This window comes from Haloplanus sp. XH21 (genome assembly GCF_023276355.1).
Lineage (GTDB): Archaea > Halobacteriota > Halobacteria > Halobacteriales > Haloferacaceae > Haloplanus > Haloplanus halobius.
In genome coordinates this window covers 551,848-574,602 of sequence record NZ_JALLPL010000001.1, presented here as the reverse complement: position 1 = coordinate 574,602, position 22,755 = coordinate 551,848, and the positions used below count along the sequence as shown (strand labels likewise).

Annotated in this window: 14 protein-coding genes and 1 pseudogene; 8 read left to right on the top strand and 7 right to left on the bottom strand. The window is 66.7% G+C overall.

All coding sequences use genetic code 11. The annotated features are described in order from the left end of the window. Nucleotides 1–119 precede the first annotated feature (119 nt). Both eno and MXB53_RS03005 read left to right on the top strand, forming a co-directional pair. Nucleotides 120–1,397 carry a phosphopyruvate hydratase gene (gene eno / locus MXB53_RS03010; protein ID WP_248895727.1) on the top strand — a complete coding sequence of 426 codons (1,278 nt, stop codon included), beginning with the start codon at nt 120–122 and terminating at the stop codon, nt 1,395–1,397. Continuing rightward, nucleotides 1,394–2,743, top strand: a complete 1,350-nt coding sequence (locus MXB53_RS03005) for a glycerate kinase type-2 family protein (protein WP_248895726.1) — start codon at nt 1,394–1,396, stop codon at nt 2,741–2,743. Before eno ends, MXB53_RS03005 begins: the two co-directional genes overlap by 4 nt. Nucleotides 2,744–3,069: 326 nt before the next feature. On the opposite strand, the gene MXB53_RS03000 is transcribed toward MXB53_RS03005, so the two are convergent. Beyond that, nucleotides 3,070–7,614: a right-handed parallel beta-helix repeat-containing protein gene (locus MXB53_RS03000; protein ID WP_248895725.1), complete on the bottom strand. Its 4,545-nt coding sequence runs from the start codon at nt 7,612–7,614 to the stop codon at nt 3,070–3,072. 351 nt (nt 7,615–7,965) lie between these two features. After that, nucleotides 7,966–10,131, bottom strand: coding sequence for a twin-arginine translocase subunit TatC (tatC, locus tag MXB53_RS02995; RefSeq protein WP_248895724.1), 2,166 nt, complete (start codon nt 10,129–10,131; stop codon nt 7,966–7,968). A gap of 119 nt (nt 10,132–10,250) precedes the next feature. Here tatC (MXB53_RS02995) and tatC (MXB53_RS02990) point away from each other — a divergent pair, with 119 nt between their 5' ends. The 3 genes from tatC (MXB53_RS02990) to MXB53_RS02980 all read left to right on the top strand — a co-directional run bounded on the left by tatC (MXB53_RS02990) (nt 10,251) and on the right by MXB53_RS02980 (nt 13,519). Beyond that, on the top strand, nt 10,251–11,543 hold the full coding sequence (gene tatC, locus MXB53_RS02990; RefSeq protein ID WP_283102225.1) for a twin-arginine translocase subunit TatC: 1,293 nt from the start codon (nt 10,251–10,253) through the stop codon (nt 11,541–11,543). Between the two features lie 67 nt (nt 11,544–11,610). After that, entirely contained in the window at nt 11,611–12,240 is a 630-nt protein-coding gene (locus tag MXB53_RS02985) for a histidine phosphatase family protein (protein ID WP_248895723.1), read from the top strand. 64 nt (nt 12,241–12,304) lie between these two features. Next, nucleotides 12,305–13,519: an outer membrane protein assembly factor BamB family protein gene (locus MXB53_RS02980; protein ID WP_248895722.1), complete on the top strand. Its 1,215-nt coding sequence runs from the start codon at nt 12,305–12,307 to the stop codon at nt 13,517–13,519. Nucleotides 13,520–13,536: 17 nt separating this feature from the next. Here MXB53_RS02980 and larE read toward each other — a convergent pair whose 3' ends face one another. The 5 genes from larE to MXB53_RS02955 form a co-directional block, all read right to left on the bottom strand. Further along, nucleotides 13,537–14,409 carry an ATP-dependent sacrificial sulfur transferase LarE gene (gene larE / locus MXB53_RS02975; RefSeq protein ID WP_248895721.1) on the bottom strand — a complete coding sequence of 291 codons (873 nt, stop codon included), beginning with the start codon at nt 14,407–14,409 and terminating at the stop codon, nt 13,537–13,539. A 120-nt stretch (nt 14,410–14,529) separates the two neighbouring features. Next, nucleotides 14,530–15,525 carry a phosphonate ABC transporter, permease protein PhnE gene (gene phnE / locus MXB53_RS02970; protein ID WP_425601187.1) on the bottom strand — a complete coding sequence of 332 codons (996 nt, stop codon included), beginning with the start codon at nt 15,523–15,525 and terminating at the stop codon, nt 14,530–14,532. After that, entirely contained in the window at nt 15,522–16,322 is an 801-nt protein-coding gene (gene phnC / locus MXB53_RS02965; RefSeq protein WP_248895720.1) for a phosphonate ABC transporter ATP-binding protein, read from the bottom strand. Before phnC ends, phnE begins: the two co-directional genes overlap by 4 nt. Nucleotides 16,323–16,328: 6 nt before the next feature. Beyond that, nucleotides 16,329–17,354, bottom strand: coding sequence for a PhnD/SsuA/transferrin family substrate-binding protein (locus MXB53_RS02960; RefSeq protein WP_283102224.1), 1,026 nt, complete (start codon nt 17,352–17,354; stop codon nt 16,329–16,331). A 77-nt stretch (nt 17,355–17,431) separates the two neighbouring features. Then, on the bottom strand, nt 17,432–17,722 hold the full coding sequence (locus MXB53_RS02955) for a phosphate-starvation-inducible PsiE family protein (protein WP_248895718.1): 291 nt from the start codon (nt 17,720–17,722) through the stop codon (nt 17,432–17,434). Nucleotides 17,723–17,883: 161 nt separating this feature from the next. Here MXB53_RS02955 and MXB53_RS02950 point away from each other — a divergent pair, with 161 nt between their 5' ends. From MXB53_RS02950 to MXB53_RS02940, 3 genes and pseudogenes are all read left to right on the top strand, one after another. Continuing rightward, nucleotides 17,884–19,881, top strand: a complete 1,998-nt coding sequence (locus tag MXB53_RS02950; RefSeq protein ID WP_248895717.1) for a MutS-related protein — start codon at nt 17,884–17,886, stop codon at nt 19,879–19,881. Nucleotides 19,882–19,947: 66 nt separating this feature from the next. After that, nucleotides 19,948–21,550, top strand: a pseudogene (locus tag MXB53_RS02945) (DUF1508 domain-containing protein). 70 nt (nt 21,551–21,620) lie between these two features. After that, nucleotides 21,621–22,745, top strand: coding sequence for an ORC1-type DNA replication protein (locus tag MXB53_RS02940; RefSeq protein ID WP_248895716.1), 1,125 nt, complete (start codon nt 21,621–21,623; stop codon nt 22,743–22,745). The last annotated feature ends 10 nt before the right edge of the window (nt 22,746–22,755 follow it).

Genomic DNA, 22,755 nt, shown 5'->3' with positions numbered 1-22,755 from the left:
TCGGTAGCCATCGCCGTTCGCAGATGATATGCTCATGGTACTCTCTTGATCATATCGGAGAGCGGTGCTTAAGCCCGACGGTCGTAACTATTAGCTACTGGCCGGCGTAGACGCCGCAGATGACCGTCGCTCCCATCGACGCGGTTCACGCCAGAGAGATCCTTGACAACCGACTGGAACCGACCCTGCGAGTCACCGTCGAAACCGAGACGGGGACCGGCCGGGCCGACGTGCCCTGCGGGCGGTCCCGTGGCGAACACGAGGCCCACGACCTGCGCGACGGCGACGACCGATACCGCGGGCGGGGCGTTCGGCAGGCGGTGGCGAACGTCACGGAGCGCATCGCGCCCGAACTCGTCGGCCGCGACGCGACCGACCAGCGCGCCATCGACGCCACCCTCCTCGACCTCGACGGGACGCCGACCAAGACGAACCTCGGCGGCAACGCCATCACCGGCGTCTCGCTGGCCGTCCTCCGCGCGGGCGCCGACGCGACCGGCCTCCCCCTCTATCGCTATCTCGGCGGCGCCGACGCCCACGTCCTCCCGCTGCCCTTTTTCGACCTGATCGAGGGCGGCGAGCTGGCCGGCGGCGACCTCCCCTTCCAGGAGCACCAGGTGGTGCCCGTCGGCGCCGACTCCGTCGCGGAAGCCGTGCAGTGGAGCGCCGAGGTGTACTACGAACTCGGCGACATCGTCCGCGCCGAATACGGCGAGGCGTCGCTCAACGTCGGCGCCGAGGGCGGCTACAACCCGATCGGTATCGACGACCCCCGCGAGGCGTTCGAACTCGAACTCGCCGCCATCGAGGAGTGTGGCTACGAGGGGGAGTTCGCCCTCGCCGCCGACGTGGCGGCCTCGCATTTCTACGACCCCGAGACGGAGACGTACGCCCTGTTGGGCGAGGCGATGACGCGCGAGGACCTCATCGGGTTCTACGCCGACCTCGTCGACACCTACCCGGTCGTCTCGCTGGAGGACCCGCTGGATCAGCACGACTTCGCCGGCGTCGCCGACTTGACCGACCGTCTCGACATCCAGATCGTCGGCGACGACCTGTTCACCACGAACCCCGATCGCCTCCGGACGGGCATCGACCGGGATGCGGCGAACGCCCTCCTGTGGAAGGTGAACCAGGTCGGCACCGTGACGGAAGCGGTCGAAGCGGCACGAATGGCCACTCGAAACGGCTACGCCGTCCAGGTGTCCGAGCGCTCGGGACAGACGCCCGACACGTGGCTCGCGGACCTCGCGGTCGGCCTCGACGCCGGGCAGATCAAGACCGGCGTCACCCGTGGCGAACGCACCGAACAGTACAACCGCCTCCTCGAAATCGAGGCGGCACTCGGCGACGCCGCCACGTTCGGCCCGCCGGGCGACACCCCGCTCGACCGATGACGACGGTGCGAAACCGCGACGCGCTCACGGGGCACGGCAACCGCGAGGCCCGCGAGACGCTCCTCGACGTGGCGACGGCGGCCCTCGACGCCGTCCACCCTCGCCGGACGGTTCCCGCGGCCGTGCGCCGCGACGGCGACCGACTCCGCGTCGGCGATCGAACCGTCGACCTCGGCGCCGTCGAAGACGTGTACGTCGTCGGCGCTGGGAAGGGCGCTGCCGCGGTCGCCGCCGAACTGGTCGCCGTCCTCGAGGATCGCGTCACCGACGGCATCGTCGCGGCGAAGGCCGCTGACCAGCGCGCCCCCGACCTCGGTAATCTGTCCGTCGTCGACGCCGGGCACCCGCTCCCCGACGAGGCGAGTCTGGCTGCGGGCCGCCGAGCGCTCGCCGTGGTGGACGCGGCCGGTCCCGGTGACCTCGTGTTCGCGCTCGTCACGGGCGGCGCGTCGGCCACGCTCGCCGCCCCCGCCGACGACCTCTCGCTATCGGATCTCGCGACGACGACCGACGTCCTCCTGCGTGCGGGCTTGCCGATCGACGAGATCAACGCGGTGCGGAAGCACTGCTCTGCGCTCAAGGGCGGCCGTCTCGCCGAGCGGCTGGCGCCGGCGACGGTCGCGACGCTCGTCGTCGTCGACGAAGTCGCGGGCGAGCCGTGGGGACCGACCGTCGGCGACGCGACGACGTTTGCCGACGCCCTCGACGTGCTGCGACGCCACGACCTCACCGACGCCGTCCCGTCGGCCGTCGTGCGGCACCTCCGTCGTGGCCAGGACGGGGCCATCGACGAGACGCCCGACACGGTCGACGGCCACGCGGTCGTCCTGGCGGGACCGACGGACGCTCCCGAAGCCGCGCGGGACCGGGCGGCCGAACTGGGCTACCAGCCGCTGATCCTCTCGACGACGATCGAGGGCGAGAGCCGCGAGGTGGCGACCTGTCTGTCGGCCATCGCCAACGAAGCGGCGACACACGGCCGCCCGATCGATCCGCCCTGTGTGCTCATCACGGGCGGCGAGACCACCGTTCAGGTCGGATCCGAGGCGGGCGAGGGCGGGCCGAACCAGGAGTTCGCGCTCCGCGCCGCGCTCGCTCACGCCGATCAGGCGTCGGTGACGACGCTCGCCATCGGCACTGACGGCACCGACGGGCCGACCGACGTCGCCGGTGGGCTCGTCGACGCGACGACGGTCTCGCGCATGGAACGGGCGGGCGTCGACGCCCGGGCACACCTCCGTCGGCACGACGCCACGCCGGCGCTCCGGGCGGTCGACGACGCGGTGATCACGGGGCCGACCGGAACGAACGTGATGGATCTTCGGTTGACGCTCGTCGAGGACTGATCCGGACTGTGAGGCGCTCTCGGATCACGTCTCCCGTGCCGGGCGCCGGCTCGGTGCCAGGGTCCGGCGCCCCCCCGAGGGCCACCCCGAACCACACGAGGCGGCCGACGCCCGCAGTAGTGAAGAAGGGTGGGGCGGTAGGCGATGATCGTGTTCGCCCGCACGCTGTCGGCGACGAGCTAAGAGATGCCAGTGGTGTAGCCGAGGACGACCCCGGCGAACGGGACGACCACGAGAGCCGTGATGAACAGCTCAAGGATCGCGCCCCGACCGATCGACAAGTGAATATCGAGAACGGTCGAGTAAACACTCGCAGTTCGTCGGCGCTAGCCGGAACGCCAGGTCCGGAGCGCGACGACGCCCAGCGCGACGAGGGAGACGACGACGCCGAAACCGGGGCCTGAGGAGGAGGTCGGTTCCGGCGAGTCGCTCTGCCTGTCCGCCTTGACCTCTCCGCCATCCGCTGACGACTCATCCCCTCTGACATCGGTCGGTGATGCCGTCCGAGTCGCCGCGGCCGTCGACGTGTTGATCGTGGCAGTGTCGTCGGACGCGGGTTCATGCACCGTCACGGTGTGGTTCGCTCGCTTCGAGAGCGAGAGCGTGTGCGTTCCGGTCTCGTCGAACGTGCGATTCAGGACGACGGTCCGGGTGGCGCTCGCCGCGACGGTCCGACTCGCGTGTGCGACTCGACGGTCGTCGACGTACCAGACGGCATCGAAGGTGGCCGCGTCGTCGCCCCCGTTCGTCACGCGGGCGGTGATCGCTGCCTGTTCGCCGGCGGTTAGGTTGGCGGGGGCGTTCGCGAGACGGACGCTGAACGACGGGCCGCTGGTGTCTTCCCCGCCGCTCGGTGCCGAGCCGCCACCACCACCTCCCGATGCGTAGCCGCCGTCCCCATCCGTCTCGTCCTCGGACCCGGAGCTGTCGGTCCTGCGCTGCGGCCCGGTGACGACGGCGAACGGCGAGAACTCGTCAGTCTCGGCGGCGACGGTCACCGACTGGTTGGTCGTGGCGACGACCGTCGTCGGGAGCACTTCCCAGTCACCCGCGGTCGCATCGTAGTGGGCGATGCGAAGGGTCGAGGGCGCGCGGTTCAGGTCGTCCCGGTCGATGCGCATCTCCACCCGGCCGCCGGTGTCGCGGGCCGGGGCCGGAACGGCGATGTCGACGACTGAGACCGTCTCGTTCACCTCGGGATGTGTCGCCACGTCCCTGGGGACCGAGGCCGGGTCGACCACGGTCACGTCGACCGACCCGGCGGCGTCCGCAGCGACGCGGACCGAGACTTGGTCGACGGGGGGTCCGTCGTCGACCACGTCGACCGGCACCGTCGCCGTCGATACGTTCCCGTCGCTCGTGAGGTCGTCGGTTCCATCGCCGAGCGCGAGCGTCTGGCGTGTGCGGTCCGTGTAGAACGGCGCGAACCTGACATCTCCGACGACGGTCGCGCCGCCCCCGTCTGCGACGACGCCGGCCGGTCCGGTGACCTCGCCACCGGGTCCAGACCATGCGCCCCACCAGTTGTGTCTCGCGTCGACTGCGGTGGTCGACTCACCGGTTGTACGGACCGTCCCGTTGACCCCGACGTCCGTCTCGAAGCGACTCTCGGTCACGCGCATCGCTCCCGTCCCCGAGCCACGCACCGCGGTCGTGGTGTTCAGCACGGTCACGGATTCGACCGTCCAGTCGCCGTGGGTTCGCCGGGCATCGATTCCCCGCCCGGGGTGGGCTGTCGGTGCCTCTTCTTCGGTGCTTAGGGTCGGCTCCGGCGGTTCGACAGCCGTCTCGGTCGCGTTTCGGATGTCTTCGATCCGAACGTCGCGGACGAGCCAGTTACCGCTCGTTTCCGTGGCGTTGACTGCTGCGCCGCTCGCACTGCGGATGACGACGTTGCTAACCCGCCAGTCACGGTCGCTGTGATAGGCGTTGATGGCCGTTCCGTCGGTGTCCGTGATCACGGCGTTGGTCACGGTCCAGTCACCGCCCGCCCCGCGCGCGTCGATGGCCCGGTCGTAGCCGGTGATGTCGAGCCCATCGATGGTCGGCGCGGCCCGCGACCCGAGGTCGATGGCCGTACTCGGGCCGGAGGAGGACTCGACCGTCGTTCCGTTCAGCGTCGCGTTCGTCGCGCGAATCGTCACGTCCTTCTCGACGGTCAGCTGTTCCCTGTAGACGCCCTCGCGGACGGTTATCGTCGCGTTCTCGCTCGCGTTCGCGACCGCCCCCGAGATGGTGCTCGCATCGCCCTGGCCGGGTTCGGGGTCCACGACGATGTCATTCTGGTACGGTCTGACGGTCAGCCGAGCACGCTCGGCGTGGGGCACGGGCGTGTCGAGGGGCTCCGACTTGAACCATCTCGTGAGGCGGACGACGTACGTCGTGTTTTCGGTGACCTCGTCACCGAACCCGGCCACCTCCATCTCGACGTCAGTCTTCGGATTCGTTTCCTCGTACCAGGTCACGCGGTCGAGCGGTTCCGAGAGGTTTTGCGTGTCGTCGTTGGGGGAGAGGTCCTCGTAAATCAGGACCTTGTACCGGTCTCCTCCGGTCCGGTTGAGCCGGTCTATCTGCACCGTCTGGGTCCCGCCGACGACGCTCTGGTTCGCGAACGTGATGTTCGGTATCGGCTGGAGGGCGACGTAGCCGTCGTCGGCCACGGGGTCGCCATTCGACGTCAGCGGCGACCCCGGTCCGTCTTCGTCCGCCAGGTGAACGACGGCGACGTAGGTCCCGTCCTCCGTGAGGGCGTCGACGTCGTCGCGGGCCGAGACGGTTGCGTTGATGTCAATCGGGATGTCGTCGTGGACCCCAGGTGAGAGTCGCGTCGAGACACCGATGGCCGGCGAGAGCGACCCGTCGCTGGTGCGGTTGTGCAGCGCCACGTAGTAGTCGTTGCCGGTGAAGGTCACCCGGGAAACGTTGAGCGTTCGGGTGTGATTGTACGGTCGCACCGTCGACGGGCTCTCTCCGGTGTAATTCGCCAGGCGCACGCCGGCGAGCTCTGCCCGCGTGGCGTCGGTACTGAGCGTCGTCAGCGCCCGGTCGACGTAGAACGGGCGGACGGTGACGTTGCCCATGACCTTGGTGCCCACGCCGCCGGCGGCACCGCCGGGACCCGACCCGTCGCCCCACCAGTTGTGCGTCGCGTCCAAGGGCGCCGAGCCGTTGCGGTTCCGCAGGCCCGCCCACCCGTCGGACCCCTCGATGACGTTGTCGACGACGGTCACCGACGAGGGCGCTACTCCGCTTGTCACCTCGATACCGTAGTCGTAGTTGTCGACGATATGGTTGTCGCGAATCGTCGCGCCGTCGGCGGTGACCTCGATGCCGACATCATAGTGGTCGCGGACCGTCGTGTTCGTGACGGTCGTGTTCCTCGCGCCGTTACGGATGCGGATTCCGTAGTACTGGTTGTTGACGAGTCTGCTGTCGGCGATGGTGACGTTCGCTGTCCCGCTGACCAGGACGCCGATGTTCCCGTTCTCGACGAGCGTGACGTTCCGGAGGTCGGTCCCGTTCGTCGAGACGAGTTGGACTCCGCGCCCCGGCGGTGTCCGCCAGTTGTTCTGCTCCCCGTCGACTGCGCGACTGTCGGCGAGCAGGGTCCCGGTGGTGTTCTCGATGTAGTACCCGGTGTTGTGACCGCGCGTCTGTGCGCCCAGGACGGTCGCATTCGTCGTGTTGACCAGCGTGAGGCCGTCGTGGTTCCCCGTCAGGGTCGCGTCGGCGACGGTGAGATTCTCGGCGTTGGCGACGCGAACTCCGTGGCCGTTGTCGCGTGCAGTTACGTTGGCGATGACCGCGTCGTCCAGCCCGGAGACGGAGAGGCCGGCCTCGGCGTTGTGCATCAGCACGTTGCCAGCGAGTTCGGTGGACGACGAGATGGCGATTCCGTCACCGGTGCTTCCCGTGACACGGTTGTTCGTGACCGAGTTGTTGGGTGCCGCCCGGATGTGGATGCCGTCCTCGTCGTTATAGAAATCCCCCGGCTCGCCCGTGCCGACGATGACGTTGCCGTCGATGACGTTGCCGGAGCTACGATTGACGAACAGCGCGTCGCGCTTGGAGCTACGGAGGTGGTTGTCCGCGACGGTCACGTCAGTCGTTCCGTTGCGTAAGACGACGGCGTGAATCGGATTCCGGGTGACGTTGGTCTCGGCGATTGTACCGCCGGTCACGTTGTCGAACGTGAGGTCGTCCGTGATGATATGCGTGTCCGACGAGAGAGTGGCGTTCCTGACCGTCACGTTTCGGGCGTTCACCGCGTAGACCCCGCTAGCCTGATACCGCTCGTATCCGGTCACTGTCGCCGTCCGAAGGCTCGAATTCGCCGTGTCGGCGAACTTGACGCCCCCGTGATTTTCTGTGATTCGAAGCTGACGCAGGTGTACTGCATCCCCGCTGACCGTGACGCCCCACTTCGAGTAGTTGCGGACGGTGAGTCCGCGAACCGTCACGTCGTCGGCGGTCACGGCGACACCGACGTCGAGGGTATCGCTGCCGGCGAGCGTCGCGTTGCCGTCGGCGACGATGGTGACCGACCGGTCGACCGTCACCTGCTCTTCGTAGGTTCCGTTCCGGACGGCGATGGTGTCGCCGGCGCTGGCGTTCGCGACGGCGGCGTCGATGCTGCCGTACTCGCCCGTCGACGGGTCATCGTCGACCACGATGGTGCTCGTGTTGCCCGTTGCACCCGCGGCGGGCCCGACGCCGGCCGCGAGGACGGCGAACACCACGACGACCGTCAACGCGGGTGCCCCGAGGGCACGTGACGGGCCGTCTCCGGTCCGGCGCCGGCCCCCGCTCACGGGTCGCGCTCCCGAGCCGTTCGACGACCGGAGATACGTTCCGACCAGGGAGGATATCACGTTCAGCTCTGTCCAATCGACCGGTGACATTCCGGATACTCGCGCGATTTCAGCCATCACTACTCAAGTGGCCAGGATATTTTTATACTATCACTAAATAGTAGTGATTCATACATTTCCTCGATAATAAAACGTCCGATATACATCAGCTGATAAGAATTACTGGGCGGAGTTCGGATACTGCACACGGACGTACCGATACGATTCGACTCGATTCTCCTCGAAATATCAGGTATACATGCAATCTCTATTCTTGAGATGATCCCGTACGCGCACCCACGCCGGACAGGGGTCCCGCTGACAGACCGATGTTGCCCTCGGTGACGGGTGTTCCCCGCGGAACATCTCGGCCTACGCTTTCGTCGTCGGCTCCGGCGCGAGGTTGCGCCGCCCCCCGAGCGTCACCACGAACAGCACGGCGACGCCGACGCCGTAGGCGACCATCAGTGGAATCGTGACCATGAACATCGTCATCACGTCGGCCGGCGTGGCGACGGCGGCGAAGGCCATGATCCCGACGGTCACCTCGCGCCAGCGCTCCCGCATCGACTGGTAGGAGACGCCCGCGGTGTTGAGCAGGAGCATGAGCACCGGCACGTCGGCCAGCAGACCGATTCCGGCGGTGGTGAAGAAGATGAGCCAGAAGAAGTTGGTGATGCGGTAGGCAATAATCATGTTCGCCCGCACGCCGTCGGCGACGAGATAGGAGATTACGGTGGGCGCGACGGTGGTGTAGCCGAGGGCGAACCCGCCGAACAGACCGACCACGAGGGCGGCCGCCCACCCGAAGATGACGTTTCGGTTGCCGCGGACGAAGTCCCGCTCCCGGAGCGCGGGCCAGGCGTAGTACATCACGACGGGCAGCGTCACGATCACGGCGATCAGCGTCGAGAACTTCACCTCGAAGATGAGTGCCTCCATCGGGTGGAGCGCGACCACGTTGATGTCCTCGGGCGTCACCTGACTCGGCAACTGCGAGAGGAACTGCTCGAACACCCGTCCGATCCCGCCCGTATAGAGCCAGCCGAACGTCGACGCGAGGACGATGCCGAACACCGCCGCGATACGGAACGCCCGCGAGGTGAGGCTGTCGAGGATGAACGTGATGTCGGCGTAGTAGCCGCCGACATCGTCCTCGTCGGCCTCGCCCTCGGTGAACTCGTCGAGGAACGTGCCGGAGGCGCGACTCGCCCGGTCGGCCAGGCCGTCGGCGGACTCCTCCGGCCCCTCGCCCTCCTCGCGCTCCGCGTCGACTTCGTCGAACCGGTCGAGGATGGCTCGCGCGCGTTCTTTCTCACCCTCGTCTATCGCCTCGTTCGCCATCGCTACGGCGTCGTCTTCGCTCAGATCCGCGAACGCCTCCGGCGGCGCGGCCCGGACGCCCTCCGCGTCGAGGGTTTCGAGGTCGATGGCCGACGGATCGCCGATGTCGCGCGGGGTCATCGCCGCTTCGAGTTCGGCGTAGACGTAGTACATGAAGGCCACCGCACCCGCGGCGAGGGTGCCGATCCCCGCCCAGAGAGCGAGGCCGACGGTGCGCGAGAGGCCGAGCGTCGCCCCGGGCCGCGCCAGGCGTCGGTCGCTCCCCAGCCGCGCTAGCAGGTCGTTCGCGGCCGGCAGCCCGCCCCACGTGACGAAGGCGTACGCCAGTAGCCCACCCACGAGCGCGAGCCCGAGGATGACGTTCCAGTGGCGGCGAGCGGCGGTGCCGACGCTGATCTGTTGGCTTCCGCGTTTCGCCGTCACCACGACCTTCGTGAGATAGAGGCTGAACCCGTAGAGGATGAGCATCGGGATCGCCCACATGATCTGCGTGAAGGGGTCGGGCGGGGTGAACAGGGCGCCGAAAGCGAACACGCCGACGACGGCGTAGCGCCAGCGGTCACGGAACGTCTCGTAGGGGACGATGTCGGCGTACGCGAGGCCGCTCATCGCCAGCGGGAGCTGGGCCGCGAAGCCGAACGAGAGCGTGAGCAGGAAGATGAACTGCGCCCAGAGCACGATGGAGTAGGTCGGGGTAAACCCCGCCGAGATGGCGTTGTTGGCGAGGAACGCGAACATCACGGGGAAGAAGACCAGATAGCCGTAGGTGAGCCCCGCGAGGAACAGGCCGGTCGCCAGCAGGCCGCCGAGAACGAGCTGCCACCGCGGGACCGGTGCGGACGGCCACAGGCCCCGCTCCTTGAGGGCGTCGCGGGAGAAATAGAGGAAGGGCGGCAGTCCGAGGAGGATGCCGACGACGAGACCGATCTTCGCCTGGAGGAGGATCACGTCGAACGGCGTCTGGGCGATGATCTGGAGTTCGCTCGCCGTCGCGGCGTTCATCTTCGCTCGCGTGATGCCTTCGAGAAAGCCCCAGACGTAGAGCCGGAGGGCGTAAAACGAGCCGATGAACCCGACGAGGAAGACGATGAACACCTTCTGGAGATCCTTCTGTGCGGACCGGAGCATCGCCCCGGCAGTCTCCCGACCGGCGTCCAGCGTCTGACGGGTCTCCTCATCGAGCGCGCTCGACATACTGCATCGAACCCGTCTCGCCGCTATCAATCTTTTCTCTCCCGGCGTTCGTTCGCGCGTCGGCAGCGCTCACGCCGATGGAAAAAGGCCTATAACAGCACAGGGAATACGTCGGGTGAATGGTTGAGGAATCGGAGTCGGAATCGCCGTCCGAGGCGGCGGCTGACGACGAGTCGTCGGAGCGCGACCCGTCGGACAGCGGCTCCGACGCCGACGAGAAGACGCAGATCGATCCCGATACGGACCGGATGTACGACCCGGACGGGTCGGATGTCGACGGCTCGATCGAGGAGTTCCTCGACGACGGCGAAAGCGTCCACCCCGACGAGTACGCGCCGGCCGGCGACACGGGCCGGGACGACCCGTTCGACCGAGACGAGCGCCGGAGCGTCTCGGAGGCCGTCGGCGCACCCATTCCGGACGAGGAACTCGACGACGACCCCGAACTCGACCTCGAACCGGCCGTCGACACCGATGACGCGGACTCGGTATCCGACGAGAACACGGACGCGCCGGACGACAGTCCGGAGACGACCGACGAGGACGACGACACCGCGGCCGAAACCGCAGACGAGCCGGCACCGCCGGGAAGCGCGCCACCGAGCGCCGAGGCCGACGCGGCAGCGACCGCCCAGCCAGAGGCCGAGTCGACGGCCAGCGTCGACGAGGGCATCCTCGGCGAGGGGCCGGCCTCGGACGAGGAGATGCCGCTCGCGGCACACATCGAGGAGATGGTGCGCCGACTCGCCGTCGTGCTCGTCGTCGGTGGCGTCGTCGCCCTCGCGGTCTTTCCCGTCGCCGACCAGCTCATCAACTTCCTCTGGAACTCCCACATCCCCGGCGCGGAGACCATCACGGATCGCCGGCCGCGGCTCTACGGCCCGCTCGAACTCCTGGTGACCGAACTCAAAGTCGCCGCGCTCGCCGGCTTCGTCGTCGGCCTCCCCATCGCGGTCTACGAGACCTACCTGTTCATGCGCCCCGGTCTCTTTCCCCGCGAACGCCGCTACTACCTCGCCGCCGTGCCGACGAGTCTGGTGCTGGCGCTCATCGGCGTCGCCTTCGCTCACTTCGTCGTCCTCCCCGCCATCTTCGCGTACTTCACGTCCTACACCACCGGCACCGCCGTCGTCGCCTTCGGCCTCAAGGAGACGTTCAGCCTCATCCTCGTGTTGATGGGCTACATGGCGCTGGTCTTCCAGATTCCGCTGTTCATCATGCTCGCGATCATGATGAACCTCACCACCCGGGAGTGGCTGGAGGGTCGCCGTCTCCTCTTCTGGGGCGGGTTCCTCGGCGTCGCCTTCCTCATCAGCCCCGACCCCACGGGGATGGCGCCCATCATCGTCGCGGCGACGATGATCGCGCTGTTCGAGGGGACGCTCGCGCTGTTGCGCTGGACCGGCAACTGACCGGTGGGATGTCGCCTCTCCATCGTCCCGAGGAACGCTCTTGTATCCGACCGTCGTAGCCGACGCCATGACGACCCTCTTGCTCGCCCGCCACGGCGAGACCATGTGGAACCGCGACGGCCGCCTGCAGGGGTGGGCGCCGACGCCGTTGACCGACCGCGGGCACGACCAGGCCCGGGCGCTCGCCGACGCCGTCGCCGCCGACTACGACGTGGACCGCATCCTCGCGTCGGACCTCCGACGCGCCAGACAGACCGCCGACCACCTCGCCGACGCCGTGGGCCGTGAGCCGACGTTCGAGTCGGCGTGGCGCGAACGCGACTTCGGCCGTTACCAGGGACTCCCCCGCGAGGCCGTCTTCGAGACCCACGACCGTCTGTCGATTCCGCGCGCCGGCCAGGACGCAGTCGACGCCCGCCCGGAGAGCGGCGAGAGCCTCCGCGACCTCAACGAACGTGTCCTCGCCCGCTGGGAGCGAGTCGTCGCCGAGAGCGCCGCCGACGAGACGGTGGCCGTCGTCTGTCACGGCGGCCCGCTCTATCTCCTCCTCGGCGCCGTCACCGGGCGCGACATCGCCACGGCCGTCACCGAGGGCGAACAGCACAACTGCGCGCTGAACGAACTCCACGTGACCGACGACGAAGCGACCGTCGTCGCCGAAAATCACACCGGGTTTCTGGACGCCCCGACCGCGTAGTCGGCGGCGAGGCAACGAACTGGGGACGAACAAGACACTTACCGCGAGCGGATAATGGCCGAGCATGCTCCAGCAGTCGCGCCGCTCCATCCTCCGGAACGCGGTCCTCGGTCTCGGCGTGGCGACCACCGGCTGTGCCGGCTCGTCGGTCGACGAGCGCGTCGACACGAAACCGCCGGGGTCGCCGCCGCTTGACCCAGACGGCGAGTGGCCGTCGTATCGCTTCGACGCCGCGAACACGGGGGCCAACCTCGACGGCAGCGGCGTGCGGGACGGCGAGCAGTACTGGCGACTCGACGCCGGCGGTGCAGCGACCGTCTCGAACGGGACGCTCTACAACACGCGGAGCAGGGGTGAGGGTGCCACGAAACTGACGTACCGCGACCCCACGACTGCAGCGGTCACCACCCGGCGCTCGCTGGTCGAATACGGCGTGAACCCTCCGCCGACCGTCGCTGACGGCTGCATCTTCGTGAACACGTTCATCGAGGTGTTCTGCTTCGACGCGGAGAGCGGCGAGCAACGGTGGCGTGGCCCCGCGATGAACGGAATTCGTGGACAGCCGACGGTCGCCGACGACCTCGTTTTCGTCGCGACCGTCGGCTTCGACGACGCCCGCCCACAACTTCGCGCGTTCGACGCGGAGAGCGGAGAATCGGTGTGGCAGTACGACGCGGCCGACCCGGCGACGCTGACGCCAGCCGTTGCTGACGGTCTCGTGTTTGTCGGGGACGTGGACGGTCTCCACGCCGTCGACAGCGCGACGGGCGAGGCGGCGTACGTCGCGGCGGACGCGCCGAGCGAACGGGGCAGTCCCGCGGTCGACGCCGGAACGGCGTACGTCGTCTCCGAAACCGAGGCGGGAAGCGACCTCGTGGCCGTCACGACCGACGACGGGACGGTTCGGTGGCGAACGGCGCTCGACAGGAGCAGCGCCGACGTCGACCCGACGCCGGTCGTCGCGGGCGACGTCGTCTACACGCTCACCGACGATGGGCTGACCGCACTCGACCCGTCGGACGGGTCGGTCGTGGTGACGAATCCCGAACGCGCGTGGCCGGTCGGCCGCGTCGGCGACGTGGTGTACGCTGCAGCCGATGGGACGGTGTTCGCGTTTGACGCAACCGCTGGCCTCGAATCACTCTGGTCGATTCAAACTGAGGACGTACAGGTACAGGATACGGCGGGTCGGATCGTCCACCACGTCACGCCGGTCGATGGCGCCGTGTACGTGAGTGCCCGTGATGCCTTCCACGGTATCGGGCCGGCTGGGACGTAACGCGCTACAGTTATCGCTCAGTCCTCGTTGACCGGATACTCCTGCTCGAACACGTCCTCGACCACTGGCTCAGACTCCTCGCTCTCGGGGCTCACGCTCCCCGTCTCGTAGCCGTGCAGGTCGAGGGTCACGTGGTCGAAGCCCACGTCGCTGAGATGCTCGCGGGCGGCGCGGACGAACTCCCGGTCGAGCGCCGCGTCGAGTTCGTCGGGCGCGACTTCGATGCGGGCGAGGCCGTCGTGGTCGCGGACGCGGAACTGCGAGAAGCCCCAAGTCCGCAGGAGGCGTTCGGCCTTCTCGACGCGCGTGAGGCGCTCCTCGGTGACCTCCAGGCCGGTCGGAATGCGCGAGGAGAGACACGCCATCGAGGGTTTGTCGGCGACCGAGAGGCCGTATCGCTCGGCGGCCTCCCGCACGTCCGCTTTCGTCAGGTCGTGGGCGAGCAACGGCGAGAACACTTCGAGTTCCTCGACGGCGCGGAGGCCGGGCCGGTGGCCCTCGCCGGGGTCGGAGGCGTTCGTCCCGTCGCACACCGTCCCGTACCCCAGATCACGGGCCACGTCGTACATCCGCCCGAGGCGCATCGTCCGGCAGTGGTAACACCGGTCGTCGTCGTTGGCGACGAAGTCGGGGTTGTCGAGTTCGGAGAAGGTGACCGTCTCGTGACGGATGCCGATTTCGTCGGCGACGCGGGCGGCGTCGTCGAGTTCTTCGGCGGGGAGGGTCTCGCTCCGGGCCGTACACGCCACCGCGTCGTCGCCGAGGGCGTCGTGGGCGAGGGCGGCGACGACGCTGGAGTCGACGCCACCGGAGAAGGCGACGACCACGCCGTCGCGCTCGGCCAGCGCCGCCCGCGCAGCGTCGAGTTTCGCGTCGAGGCTCCATGTCATTAGCGTCTCTACCGCGCCGACGGGCAAAAGCGCGTTGTCTACCGTACTAGACGCAGACGTTGAGACCAATCATATCAATGTGTATGCTATTGCTGAGGGGAGTAAGGCGCGGCCATCCGTCTATTTGAGTAGCGAGTTAGACATCCGTTTAGGGAACCCAACAACTAGTTGATAGACGCTCAGCTGTTCCACATCGTCGCCCTCACGGAGATAAGAGCGTACTCGCTGACTAATCATTTCAACGGAGATGACGAGTACCACTATGAATAGAATCGTCGCCATCATATTCGTGAACTGAAAGGTTTGTTGCTCGATCGTTAGCGTCACTCCGAGACCACCCGCGCCGATGATACCGAGACTGACGGCGGACCGGACGTTATTCTCCAGAACAAACATTGCCCACGCGATGAACGGTCGAACCATCTGTGGAAGCATCCCGAACGTGATTATTTGAGGCTTGCCTGCGCCAGTGCTTCTGATTCCTTCGATGGGTCCGTCATCGACCTCTTCAAGCTCGTCGGTGAGTAGTCGGCCTAGTTCTCCGATAGTGTCTGTACCGAGGGCGAGCGTTGCGGTTACGGGAGTGATACCACCCAGAGGGACGTATATTATCGCCCAGACGAGTGCCGGGATGGACCGGATGATACTCATCACGCCTCGGAAGAAGAAATTGAGTGGAAACGGGGTGACCCGCTCGTTTCCGAGGATACCGAACAGCAGTGCCAGCGGCGCGCCCATAATCGTACCCGCGAGCGCAATTGCCAGCGTGATTCCAGCTTCTCCTACCAGCCCAGCTTCCTTCATGAACTGGTAGTAGCGGCCGAGATCGACGAAGGGGAGTAGGTCGAAATACAGCTTCGGCGGGAAGTACAGCGCGAGTGCCTCGACGAACTGAGGCCAGTACTCCACCCATTCTGTACTCCAGAATCCGGCTGCGTTCAATGACACGTACAGCAGTACCGCAATGCCAGCCAGTAGCGCTGATTGAGACAGCCGACGTACCAGTCGGGCACGCTTCAATTCGCTGTACCGTTGTTTGATGGCTGTATTTTCTCGACTCCCACCGAGGAATCGTCGACGTAGCCTCTCGACGAGGCGATCGCTATCAGTACTCATAATTCGACTCCGATACTGGCAGTTTCGCTCTGTGTGGATTCGTTCGAGTCGGTAGCCTCAGTTCCTTCGCGGAGTTCCTCCGTCTGGATCTCACCGTATATCTCCTTGAGAATCGAGGATGTGAGTTCCGAGCGTGAGCCAGTGAACATCACCTCACCCTCTTTCAAACCGATAAACTGCTCGCCGAACTCCCGGGCGATATTGACTTGATGGAGGCTTGCCAGCGTCGTGAGGTCGCGCTTTTTTGCAGTCTCACGAAAGTACGTCATCACCGTCTCAGCACTGGCAGGGTCCAGACTGGCGACGGGTTCGTCGGCGAGGAGGAGCGCAGGTTGTTGGACCAGCGCGCGTGCGATTCCGACGCGTTGTTGCTGGCCCCCGCTCATACGGTCCACTTTCTGGCCTGCCTCGTCGAGCAATCCGACTGTGTCCAGTGCCTCTAGTGCGAGCTCTCGATCCTCGGCAGGCTGTACATTGAGCAGGCTCCGAAGGAATCCAGTCCGATTGAATGTCCCGGTCAGAGCATTATCGTAGGCACTCAGCTCGTCGACGAGATTGTGCTGCTGAAACACCATTCCGATGTCCGATCTCGAGTTGGTGATTTTCTGACCATCGAGATATACGCTCCCCGAGGTGGGTTCGGTCAACCCGTTGAGGATCCGCAACAGCGTTGACTTGCCAGCACCGGACTCTCCGAGTAGGACGGCAAAGCTCCCGTCGGGGATTTCGAAGGAGACGTCTGACAAGGCCGTCGTGTCCCCGTATTCTTTTGTCACATCCTGCACGCGAAGACCCATGTATAGCTAGAGATCTCCCAGGTCGATGCCTAGCGTATCGATTACGTCGAGAATCGGCTGGTAATCCTCCTGACTACCCGGTGTGACTGCACTGATCGGGTTGTCCACGTCACCATCTGGTTCCCGAAGCGTGCCCTCCTGGATCGAGACGATCGCCTCTTCAATGTCGGATCGCAGCGGGTGTTCCCAGTTGCTGCGTGCGATGATAGGCGAGAAGGGAAGCGATTGCGACGCTTCGACCAGTTCCAGTTCCGTCGAACTCGACCCGACATTGTCGTCCCATCGGCCGGATTGTTCACGAACTCGATCCGGCCACTGGTCTTCCGAAATGTACTCTAGGAGAACCGCGATGTCACAGCCGACGGCGGCGAACTCGTCCCGGTTGAGGAAGTTTTCTATCGCACCAGCTTGGCCGCTCGTCCACGTGCCGTTGTAGTCGACCGGATCGCCGTACGGTGCCTCTCCGGTGTCGAGGCCGGCTTGGTGGAGCATGTAGTTGGGATACAGCGACCCGCTCGTCGAGAGCCGGTCGGCGAACACGATGCTCTCCCCTTCGAGATCAGCAAGCTCCTCGATATCGGAATCCGGGCGGGTCGCGATTCCAGCGAAATACACTGCAGCACCACCCTCCTCGACGATGCCGACGACGTCGAGTTCCTCGGGATTCGCGAGCATGACGATGTCGCTGCGCGTCAACTCGGCTTGGTCGTTGAGGAGAGATTGACCGATTCCCGAGGTGCTATCGGCGAAACTGACCTCCAGGTTCAGCCCGTCGACTTCCGAGCCGAGATACTCCTGGAACGGCTCCCACATCTCTTCAGTGTCCCCTGGAGTCTCACCCGGCGTCTCTAGGAACGTGACTGGTTCAGAGCCGTTGCTCGACGATCCGGCGGTTGAGCCGGATCCGCCGGACCCGTCCCCAGAACTACTATCAGAACCACCACCAGCACCACCCGCGCTACAGCCTGCGAGGCCGGCAGTCAGTGCTATCCCAGTACTCTGCAGGACGCGACGGCGCGTCTTATCTGGCATCACATATCGATCTGGGGGTAATTAAAAAAACAGCTTATAATTTTTATACATAGCGGTGCGGTCTGCTATGCCGTAAATTATGATACAATGGTGGTATATATCACAATTATCTTCCGAGCGATGGCGATGAGGCCGGCGCCGAGGACGATGCGGACCACGGACTCGTCGCGACTGTACGCGATGACGGTCAGGAACCCCTCGACGATGATGAACAGGAGCAGCGCCGTGTCGATGAGGCCGACGACCGTCTGCGGGTCGGTGACCCGGCCGGAGGTCCCCAGTTCGAGTATCTGGAGCCCGAAGTCGACGGCGCCGATGGCGAACAGGACGACGACCAGTCCTGCGGTTCCCAGTTCGAGTCCACGCATCACGCGCTCGAGTCGGTGGCTGATGCGTCGCTCGTCTATGGTTTCGACCTCCGGCGGCCGAACGCCGACCGCCGCTATCGGGACAGGCGCTACGGCGTCCTCCGGACATAAACCTTGTCGACCCGCAACGTTTTGCCCGACGCGGCGATATGCTCCCTCGTATGGAGTTTACGGCCATCCCGGGTGTGGGCGAGAAGACGGCGGCCGCCCTCGCCGACCTCGCTGACCCCGAACGGGCGCTGCGGGAGGGCGACGTGGCCGCACTCGCGGCGGCGCCCGGTATCTCGTCGGGCCGAGCCGCGGCCATCGCCCGCGCGGCCATCCGCCACGAACACGGCGCCGACGGTGACTTCCTCGCGACAGACCGCGCTCGCGACATCTACGAGGACATCCTCTCGCTCCTGCAGGAGCGGACGGTCACCGACTACGCCGCGCGGCGGGTGGAGACGTTCGTCCCCACCGGCGCCGAATCGCGCATCACGGAGGTGCGGTCGCTCGTCGACCGGGCGATGGACCACGATGTCGACCCCGCGGTCCTCGACGCGCTGGCGGGCGTCGAACCGCTCTCGACGCCGGCCCCGACGCGGGTGCGCGACCGCTGTCTCGCGACCACCGACGCCGAGATGTACGCCGAAGCCAGCGACGCCATCCCGGAACTCTCGGTCGAGGTCGTCGACGACGCCCGCGACCTCGCGGAACTCGCGCGCTCCTACGCGACGGTCGTCGCCCTCGACGAGGCGTTCGCGGGGGTCGATGTCGACGGCGACGTGCGCGTCCGCCCCGACGCGCTGGACCATCCCGAAGAGGTGGTGCCCGAACGACTGCTCGGCTTTTTCGCCGCGAACCGCGATAGCCTCTTGGCGGCCGCCCGCGTCCACGACGCCGCGGGGATGGATCCGCCCTGTGACCTGGCGGCGCTCCGGGACGCCCTCTCGCGTCTCGACGACGACGGCACCCCCGTCGGCGACGACGATCTCGACCGCCTGACCCGTGCCGTCGACGACCTGGACGCCGCCGTGAGCACGGCCGAATCCGTCGCCAACGACCATCTCCGCGACGCCATCCGGGAGCGCGACGTGACCATCGAGGGAACCGACTTCCTCTCGCTGGTCGAACAGGGCGCGCGGGTCGATACGCTCCTCGAACGCGAACTCGCCGACGCGTTCGACCGCGCGGTCGAGAAGGCGCACGCCCACCTCGTCGACAGCCTCGACCTGGCCGAGACGGAGGCCGACCTGGCCGCCCGGGTCTTCGGCGGCGACCCCACCTTTCCCCTGGAGCGCGACGACGACGCCGTCGCCCGCCTCCGCACCGAACTCACGGCTGCGCGCGACCGCCGCGCTGCCCGACTCAAGGCCGAGTTGGCCGACGACCTGGGGGACCTCCGCGACCCTGCCGACCGGCTGGTACGGGCGGCGCTCGAACGCGACGTTGAACTCGCGCTTGCGCGCTTCGCGTCCGACTTCGAGTGTACGCTCCCCGACATCGCAGACGATGTCACGGGCATCGCCGTCGAGGGCGGGCGCTCGCCCCTGCTCGACGTTTCCTTCGACGAGGTCGATCCTGTCGATTACGCCGTCTCCGGCGTTACCCTCCTCTCCGGCGTCAACAGCGGGGGGAAGACCTCGACGCTCGACCTGCTCGCGCTGACGGCGCTGCTCGCCCATATGGGATTGCCGGTGCCCGCCGACTCGGCCCGCGTCGAGCGCGTGGACGAACTCCACTACTACGCCAAGAGCCAGGGCACCCTCGACGCCGGCGCGTTCGAGGCGACGCTGCAGGATTTCGCCACCCTCGCGGCGGGCACCGACTCCCGTCTCGTCCTCGTCGACGAACTGGAGAGCATCACGGAACCCGGCGCGAGCGCGAAGATCATCGCAGGCATCCTCGAAGCCCTCGACGGGCAGGCCGTTACCGCCGTCTTCGTCTCCCATCTCGCGGGCGAAATCCGGGACGCCGCCGCCACCGATGTCGCCGTCGACGGGATCGAGGCCGTGGGCCTCGTGGACGGCGAACTCCAGGTGAACCGGTCGCCCGTGACGGACCACCTGGCGCGCTCGACGCCCGAACTCATCGTGGAGAAACTCGCGACGGAGTCGGACGGTCAACGGGCGGACGGCGGGGACGACTTCTACCGGCGGCTTCTGCGGAAATTCTGAAAGAAACTGCCAGTGTCGGCGACGCGCCCATCACCTTTATTTCCTAATATATTAATTTACACATGTATGACGGAGGACCATTCCGGGCTGTATGCCCGGCGAGTCGGGATCCCCCGGACGGCCGACGAAGTCCGCGGGTACTGGCTGTTCGTGGTTGGCCTTCTCGCTGGCGTCGTCGGCATCGTCCTCTTCCTGCCGAGCACGCCGGCGACGGGGCTGCGGGAGGCGAGCATCGCCCTCGGCGGCATCGGCCTGGCGCTTCTGGTCGCCGGACCGATCATCCGCCTCCCGTTGCGTCGGATGGCCACCTACACGACCCACCTCGGCCTCGCGGTCTGTCTCCTGGCTGTCGTCTGGTTCCTCCTCGCCTTCCCGGCGAACTGGAGCGTCCAGACGGGGAACACGGGCGTCATCGCGCTGTACGCGGTCGGCGTCGCCATCATCGGGATTGGCGGGATCCTCATCCCGTTGCTCACCCAGGCGACGGCGGCGACGGACGCCCGGACGGCCGGTCTGGAGGCGGAACTCGCGGCGGAACGCGAAGCGAGCGAGACCGAGGCCGAGACGGCGGCCGCGGAGCGCGACCGCCTCGAAGCCGAACTGGCCTCGCTCCGCCGGAGTCAGGCGCAGTTCGAGGTGTTCGAGGATGGATCCGGCGAGTGGCGGTGGCGACTCCGCCACCGCAACGGCAACGTCGTCGCCACGGGCGGTGAGGGCTACACGCGCAAGCACAACGCCCAGAAGGGCATGCAGAGCGTCCGCGCCAACGCGCTCGGCGCCGCGGTGCTCGATATCGAGACCGTCGCCGACGACGCGGAGGTGCCCAACCTCCCCGACTTGGCCGACGAGTCACAGGCGGCGTTCGAGGTGTACGAGGCCGAGGCCGGCGAGTACCGGTGGCGACTCGTCCACGAGAACGGCAACATCCTCGCCGACAGTGGCGAGGGCTACACCCGCCGTCGCGACGCCGAACGCGCCACCGAGAGCGTCCAGCGCAACGTCGCCCCCGCGGCGTATCTCCAGTTCGATCCCGCATCGTTCGAACTCTACCGCGACGCGGGCGGCGAGTGGCGGTGGCGACTCGTCCACAAGAACGGGAACGTCCTCGCCGACAGCGGCGAGGGCTACACCCGGCGGCGTGACGCGCGCCGGGCCGCCGACAGCGTCCGCGAGGGCGCCGGCGACGCCTCGATCGAGGAACAGGACTGATACTGATGGCTGTAAGTCGTGGAACGGTTCGGCACCTCGGGGTGCGAATCGTTCCCTACAGTTACAGCCGACAGTACGACGACCAACCCAGCAATCAACACCAAACATGAGTCAAACATTCGAAATCTTCGAGGACAAGGCGGGCGAGTACCGATGGCGACTCGTCGCATCGAACGGCGAAATCATCGCGGACAGCGGCGAAGGCTACGCGTCGAAAGACGGCGCGCGGCAAGCGGTCGAACGCATCCAGTCGTACGCGCCGAACGCCGACGTCCTCGATGTCGGCTACGCGGCCTTCGAAGTGTACGAGGACAACGCGGGCGAGTGGCGGTGGCGACTCCGCCACCGCAACGGCAACATCCTCGGCGACAGCGGCGAGGGCTACGACTCCCGAAGCGGGGCCCACGACGCCATTGAGAGCGTGAAGCGCAACGCGCCCGGTGCCGAGACGGAAGAGTAGCGCCGCCGCGCGCTCCGGTTTTTTCGCCCCGCGACAATCCTTAAGTGGTCACACGGGCGAGGTGAAAGTGATGACAGAGGACCCCGACGAGGGGATGCTGTCGTGGGACGAGTCCGTCTTTCGGGACGAACACGTCTTCGAAATCGACTACGTTCCCGAGACGTTCGACCACCGCGAGACACAGCTCGAGAGCCTGAAATACGCGCTTCGTCCCGCGGTGCGTGGCTCTCGTCCGCTCAACACGATGGTTCGCGGACCACCGGGGACGGGCAAGACCACGGCGGTGTTGAAACTGTTCGGCGAACTGTCGGGCCAGCCCGGGGTGCGGACCGTCCGCGTCAACTGCCAGCTCGACTCGACGCGCTACGCCGTCTTCTCGCGGGTGTTCGAGCACGTCTTCGACTACGAACCCCCCTCCTCGGGCATCTCGTTCAAGAAACTGTTCGGCCAGATCACGGACCGTCTGGTCGACGACGACGAGGTGCTGGTGGTCGCGCTCGACGACGTGAACTACCTGTTCTACGAGAACGAGGCGTCCGATACGCTCTACTCCCTGCTGCGCGCTCACGAGGGGAACGCGGGCGCCCGTATCGGGGTGATCGTCGTCTCCTCGGACCTGAACCTCGACATCCTGGACGAACTCGACGGGCGAGTGCAGAGCGTCTTCCGCCCCGAGGACGTGTACTTCCCGGTGTACGACGCCGACGAGATCGTCGACATCCTGCAAGAGCGCGTCGACCGCGGGTTCCACGACGGCGTCATCGGCCCGCAGGAACTCGACCGCGTGGCTGAACTCACCGCCGAGAGCGGCGACCTCCGGGTCGGCATCGACCTGTTGCGGCGGGCGGGACTCAACGCCGAGATGCGCGCCAGCAAGACCATCAGCACCGACGACGTCGAGGAGGCCTACGACAAGTCGAAATACGTCCACCTCTCCCGGTGTCTGCGCGAGCTCTCGGAGTCGGAACGCGCCCTGGTCGAGACCATCGCCGACCACGACGGCGAACAGGCCGGCACGGTGTACGAGGCGTTCCACGAGGCGACGGACCTGGGCTATACGCGCTACGCCGAGATCATCAACAAACTCGACCAGCTCGGCGTGATCGAAGCCGACTACGCCGATGTCGAGGGACGGGGACGGTCGCGGTCGCTCACCCTCTCCTACGACACCGAGGCCGTCCGCGACCGGCTGTAACCCGTTTTTT